At 39.9% G+C, this 5766-nt stretch carries 7 protein-coding genes; all 7 read left to right on the forward strand.

Annotated features, from left to right (window positions below):
* A partial coding sequence (locus E1160_RS00930; protein ID WP_218048632.1) for a YkgJ family cysteine cluster protein occupies positions 1–694 on the forward strand: 694 nt, incomplete at its 5' end.
* Positions 695–905: 211 nt separating this feature from the next.
* The gene (locus E1160_RS00935) at positions 906–1457 is read left to right on the forward strand and encodes a biotin transporter BioY (protein WP_155153120.1); all 552 of its coding nucleotides are present in this window, start codon (positions 906–908) and stop codon (positions 1455–1457) included.
* Complete coding sequence (locus tag E1160_RS00940) at positions 1457–2134, forward strand: energy-coupling factor ABC transporter ATP-binding protein (RefSeq protein ID WP_155153121.1); 678 nt, start codon at positions 1457–1459, stop codon at positions 2132–2134. Before E1160_RS00935 ends, E1160_RS00940 begins: the two co-directional genes overlap by 1 nt.
* The gene (locus tag E1160_RS00945; protein ID WP_155153122.1) at positions 2128–2751 is read left to right on the forward strand and encodes an energy-coupling factor transporter transmembrane component T family protein; all 624 of its coding nucleotides are present in this window, start codon (positions 2128–2130) and stop codon (positions 2749–2751) included. The genes E1160_RS00940 and E1160_RS00945 overlap by 7 nt, the downstream gene beginning before the upstream one ends.
* Before the next feature lie 12 nt (positions 2752–2763).
* Entirely contained in the window at positions 2764–4203 is a 1440-nt protein-coding gene (locus tag E1160_RS00950) for an AMP-binding protein (protein ID WP_155153123.1), read from the forward strand.
* A complete protein-coding gene (locus tag E1160_RS00955) occupies positions 4200–5321 on the forward strand; it encodes a thiolase family protein (protein WP_155153124.1) in 1122 nt (373 codons plus the stop codon). Before E1160_RS00950 ends, E1160_RS00955 begins: the two co-directional genes overlap by 4 nt.
* Before the next feature lie 86 nt (positions 5322–5407).
* Positions 5408–5749, forward strand: a complete 342-nt coding sequence (locus tag E1160_RS00960; protein WP_155153125.1) for a hypothetical protein — start codon at positions 5408–5410, stop codon at positions 5747–5749.
* Positions 5750–5766: the final 17 nt, after the last annotated feature.

The following is a 5766-nucleotide window of genomic DNA, read 5'->3' on the forward strand; positions in this document are numbered from 1 at the left end:
CATAAAAACAGCACAGGGTCGACAACCATTCATGGATCATTTTAAAGATATTGCTCAAGAGCTATATGATTTTGCTTATGATCATGATGATTCTAGCCAGATCATGTCCTTTTTTTATGACAAAATGACGAATTTTATAAATGAAGGTTTAAAATCGCCTGAATTGCGTGGAGAAAAACTAGATTGTAGTACAGGCTGTGCCTCTTGTTGCCATCTACCCGTAAAATGCCCACCCGAAACGATCTTCTTTATTGCCCATTGCCTACAAACAGCTTTGCCAAAGGGACAGATAAAGGAACTTAAGTCTGTCCTTAATTTATATGTGCATGAATGGGAGCAAGCACCTGAAAATAAAAAACTTTCTACTAGATTACCTTGTCCGTTTCTCGATCCGGTCAATGCGTGTATGATTTATGAAATACGACCTTTTTCTTGTCGCGCCTTCACCTCAACCAATGTACGCGTATGTGAGCAATTATTAACGCGTCCTGATGACGAAAGCGTAACGGTTACTCAAAATAGTTTCATATTTGCCTTTTTTCAGTTGGCAACAACCATACTTTCTTCCGTCGCAAAATCCAAAAACCGGGATCATAGACAAGTGTATTTTATACCGTGCTTGTTAATGGCATTAGAAAATCACGAATTAGAGTCTGATTGGAAAGGTGGAAATGAACTTCCATATAGCGATTAATCCCAACAAATTGAAACCATTCATTTTTTGCGTACGCGTACCTCAATAACCGCAGAATTTAGCCATTTTCATGCATTTTGATACTTGCATTAATCACAAAAAACAGCCAAAAGAATGCCAACAAATTCGAAACCACAGATATAATTGATATTACTCAGAAAATTACAAAATCAACTCTGTGGTATAACTAAAAGATTTAAGGGATTCATTCATGGATATTAAGCATTCAGTATATATTGCGCTTTTTGCTGCTATTACCGCGGCTCTTGGCATCTTTCCACCAATTAATATTGCTGCCATCGGTGTTCCCATCACAGCCCAATCTCTTGCCGTAATGCTGGCAGGTGGCATTCTAGGTGCTAAACGAGGCGCCCTATCAGTGGTATTATTCCTTGTATTGGTCGCTGTAGGTTTACCATTATTGTCCGGTGGTCGTGGTGGCTTCGGTGTTTTTGTCGGTGCAAGTGGGGGATTCTTAATAAGCTGGATCGTTGGTGCCTATGTAACAGGTCACATTGTTGAAAAAGCATGGAACAAGTTAAATGTTGTTTATGCATTCGCTTCAGCAGCAATTGGCGGTATTGTGATTGTCTATGCGATTGGTATTCCATGGGTTGCTGTTGCCGCAGAAATCAGCTTCAATAAGGCATTCGTAGGTTCTATGGCATATGTACCGGGTGATTTGATCAAAGCCGTAATTGCAACAGCGATTATACTGGTTGTAAAAAAATCATACCCGATCATTTCTAAATCTGAAGACTAATGATCAAGTTCGATTCAGTCAGCGTTAAAAAGGAAGGTCGCGTTATTTTACGCGATCTTTCTTTATGTCTGGATCAAAAGCGCATTGGGGTTATTGGGCATAATGGATCGGGTAAAAGCACCTTTATCAGGCTTATTAATGGCATAGAGATGCCTGCAACCGGCCAAGTTAGTGTCAACAACTTATATACAGATAAAAACCGCAAAGAAGTCCTAAAACGCGTTGGCTTTGTTTTTCAAAACCCAGAAAACCAAATCATTTACCCTATGGTGCGGGAGGATCTGGCTTTTGGGTTAAAAAATCGTCGTCTGTCAAAGTCAGAAATTAGTGATCGCATCCAACAGACTGCTGAAATGTTTGGCGTGTCTGACTTACTTGATCGATTAAGTCATACGTTGAGTGGCGGTGAAAAACAGCTTGTTGCCATTCTTAGTATTCTGATTATGGATCCTGATCATATTGTGCTTGATGAACCTACCACCTTGCTTGACCTTCAAAATAAAAAGAAAATCATGGATATTCTGGATAATTTGGACCAACAAATTTTAGTTGTGTCCCATGATTTAGAATTCCTTAAAAGTTACGACCATATTTTACGCTTTGAGCAAGGTAAGTTGATCGATCAAGGCAAGCCGGATGACGTTATCACCAAATATATAGAAGATGCCCTATGTTAAGCGGTCTCTATATAGAAGGCACAACATTCTTTCATAGAATAGGACCAGGCAAGAAAATCTTGTCTCTTGTCCTCATCGGGACAGGATTATTTTTTATCCGCGATCTGACAATTATCGCTGGTTGCTTTGCTGTTATTGTCAGTCTTTACTTTACAGCTGGCGTTCCTGCGAAAATCATGCTGCGCCAATTACGGCCAGCCGCCATCCTCTTGGTTATTATTTTCATTGTTCAATATTTCAGTAATTCACTTGAACTTGCGACATTGATCGTATTGCGCTTTGCTTGTTTAATATTAGCGGCTTCACTGATCACTTTAACCACTCGAACATCTGACATGGTTGAAGGTATCGAGCGCGGATTAAAGCCTCTCCATAAAATCTTACCCGTAGAACGAGTTAGCCTCACTATCAGTTTATGCATTCGTTTTATTCCAACAATTCAAGCCATTACGGAAGAGGTTAAAGAGGCACAATATGCACGGGGTTTATCCACAAATATCTTTGCCATTGCGGTTCCAGTAATTATACGCACGCTTAAAATGGCTGATGAAATATCCGAGGCAATCTATGCCAGAAGCTTTGAAACCGAACCTTACCATCCTGATCTGGACAAATAATGGACCCTGTCTATGTCCCATATAGATATCTTTCATCAAATTAAACAGCATGCTGCGAGCCACCCAAATAAGACCGCTATCATTTTAGATAGAAATCTCATTACTTATGCGGATTTCTTTCAAAAAATAAAAACCTATCAACATTGTTTTCAAGACAAACCAAATCAACTAGTTGCAACTATACTCCCTAATCAGCACGCATTTGAATTATTGAGTATTTTTATTGCTGCCACAAGTTTGGGACATAATACAGAAGTTCTGAATTCAGAATGGCCAAATGAAATCATTGACACAATATTGCAAGAACAAGAACCAGACCTTGTTATCAATAATGCAGACTTACCTGTTTCTCAATCCGATAAGAAACCGACTTTAAACACGAACACTGATCTGGCTTTCTATACGGGCTTTACATCTGGCTCTACTGGCGGGCCGAAAGGGTTTGTAAGGTCTCAACAATCTTGGATGGATAGTTTTAAAGCGGATCAACAAATATTTAACTTTTATAAAGATGATGTGATTATTGCACCGGGCAGTCTGGCGCATTCCCTCTTCTTTTATGCGGCTATACGTGGCTTGTATCTAGGCGCAACCATTATCGTATCCAGTCATTTCCGACCTGATCGCATTTTGAAACAAATTCAGGATTTTAAGGCAACGATCGCCTATATGACGCCAACGCAAATTCGATCAATTATTGATGCGGTTAAACCAAGTGATCTTCCCTTAAACAAGATGCGCCTGATCTTGTCTTCCGGATCAAAGCTACCATTAGCATGGCTGGATGATATTTCCTCAGTATTTCCAATGCAGGAAACTTATGAGTTTTATGGCACGTCAGAACTTAGTTATATTTCTGCAAACAAACTGACCTCACAAACCGACAACACGAATGTCGGGCAGGCTTTTCCATTTGTTGATCTTCTTATCCTTGATCAAAACAAAAATTCTGTGCCCATTGGTGAAACAGGTCAAATATTTGTCAGAAGTAAGTTTAAATTTATAGGATATGCCCTTCCCAACCGCCAAACAGATATGGGAAATTGCCAAATTTATCAGGATTATATCTCTGTTGGCGATCTCGGATTTTTAGATAAAGAAAATAATCTTCATCTAATCGGTCGCATTGATCGAATGTTCCAATCTATGGGTCGCAATATCTATCCGGAAGAAATCGAAAAGGTTCTACAATCTTCACCCAACGTAAATCATGCGGCCGTGTTTAAAGAGGCAGATGAAAAGCGTGAAAATACAATTGCCGCAGTTATTTTAAAATCAGAAGCCCCACAACTTTCTGAACTAATCCAATATTGTCGTGAAAAATTACCGAGCTATAGTATTCCTTATCGCTTTTATATGATTGATGATTGGCCAAGAACCGTCTCAGATAAAACGGATCTCAAATTATTAGAAACAAAACTAACCAAAAGAGAGTTGGAAACACTCAAATGACAAAGGTCTATATGATAGCTGCGAAACGATCCGCCGTTGTACCTAGACATGGTGCATTTGCCTCCTTAGACCTTCACGACCTTGCCGCACCCGTTATCAAGGATCTTTTAAAATCAGTTAAAATCAAATCTAGTCAAATTGATAGTCTCTTTTTGGGCAACGCGCTTTATGGTGGCGGCAATCCCGCAAGAATGACGGCGCTCGCAGCCAAGCTACCCGAACGAATGCCATCCTTTAGCATAGACACACAATGTTGTTCGGGTATGGATAGCATTATTCTTGCGGCACAACGTGTTGCATCTGGGCAGGATAAAATTACGATTGCGGGTGGCGCAGAATCTTATAGTCGTTCCCCGCGGCGATTTAAACGTGCATTTTCTATGGATGAAGAAGATATGGAATATCTTCGCCCCCCATTTGCCCCATGGCCTGATCGGGACCCGGATATGTTGACATCTGCTGCGAAACTTGCTGCGGATTATGAAATCACGCGACAGGATCAAGAGAAATTTGCCATTGAAAGTCATCGCAAATCAGGGTCCGCAGTGGATGAGATTACACCAATCCATGATATTACAACAGATCAATTCACGCGTAATCTTTCCGCCAAAACTTGTGCAAAACTACCTGTTCTGGAAGGTGGCACAGAATATGGTTTAACCAGCGCTACAACTGCTGTGGAGGCAGATGCAGCAGCCTTTATTATTTTAACCAATCAAGAAATCGTTGATAAACTAAGAATAAAAGATGCATTACTTATCTTGGATAGCCAATCTCAAGGTGGTGATCCCATTTATCCAGCCTTGGCGCCGATAGCAGCCACCAGAACCTTGATGCAAAGGCAAAATATATCCACAGAAGAAATCGACAAATTTGAAGTGATGGAAGCATTTGCAGTTCAGGCTATGATCTATCAGAACCATTTCAATATCTCTAGTGAGAAACTTAATCTAGGTGGTGGCGGATTATCACGCGGACATGCTATTGGCGCTTCCGGTGCGATCAATCTTGTAAGGTTATGGTATGAATTGCAAAATTCACCTTCAAAGTCTAAGGGCTTGGCCGCAATTGCAGCCGCGGGTGGTTTAGGCACAGCTATATTGTTGGAAAAGCCATGATAAACATAAAGATACCAAGCCAACTTTCAGATTATATAGATCAAAAAATTATATATCCCGACAATATTAAATTTGGAAAAGCGGATTTGAATCATTTTTTACGCTTAAGTCAGGATCAAACAGACATTCATAATCCAGAAACCACAGAGCAACCTGTTATTCCGGGTAATATGATCTTGATGATGATGCCGCGTTTCATTCAACAAATGATCAAAGTAGAAGAAATTCAATCTGTTATGACAGTGAGTTATGATAAGATCAGTTTCAAATCGCCCTTACATTTAGACCAAGAATTTAAACTTTCTCTAACTTGTACAAATCTACGAAAACGCGGGGAAACTTATTTCTTATCACAAGAAATTAAACTCAAACATCCTGCGGATAGTATGGTTTTCTGCCAGATACAGATAAATGACTTATATCGGTAAGTTTTATACATATCCTG

The sequence above is a fragment of the Curvivirga aplysinae genome (genome assembly GCF_009711445.1).
Lineage (GTDB): Bacteria > Pseudomonadota > Alphaproteobacteria > UBA8366 > Aestuariispiraceae > Curvivirga > Curvivirga aplysinae.

What these genes read in the sequence shown, in the direction of transcription:
- E1160_RS00935 (WP_155153120.1), top strand. Translation starts at nt 906, where the DNA reads ATGGATATTAAGCATTCAGTATATATTGCGCTTTTTGCTGCTATTACC.
- E1160_RS00940 (WP_155153121.1), top strand. Translation starts at nt 1,457, where the DNA reads ATGATCAAGTTCGATTCAGTCAGCGTTAAAAAGGAAGGTCGCGTTATT.
- E1160_RS00945 (WP_155153122.1), top strand. Translation starts at nt 2,128, where the DNA reads ATGTTAAGCGGTCTCTATATAGAAGGCACAACATTCTTTCATAGAATA.
- E1160_RS00950 (WP_155153123.1), top strand. Translation starts at nt 2,764, where the DNA reads ATGTCCCATATAGATATCTTTCATCAAATTAAACAGCATGCTGCGAGC.
- E1160_RS00955 (WP_155153124.1), top strand. Translation starts at nt 4,200, where the DNA reads ATGACAAAGGTCTATATGATAGCTGCGAAACGATCCGCCGTTGTACCT.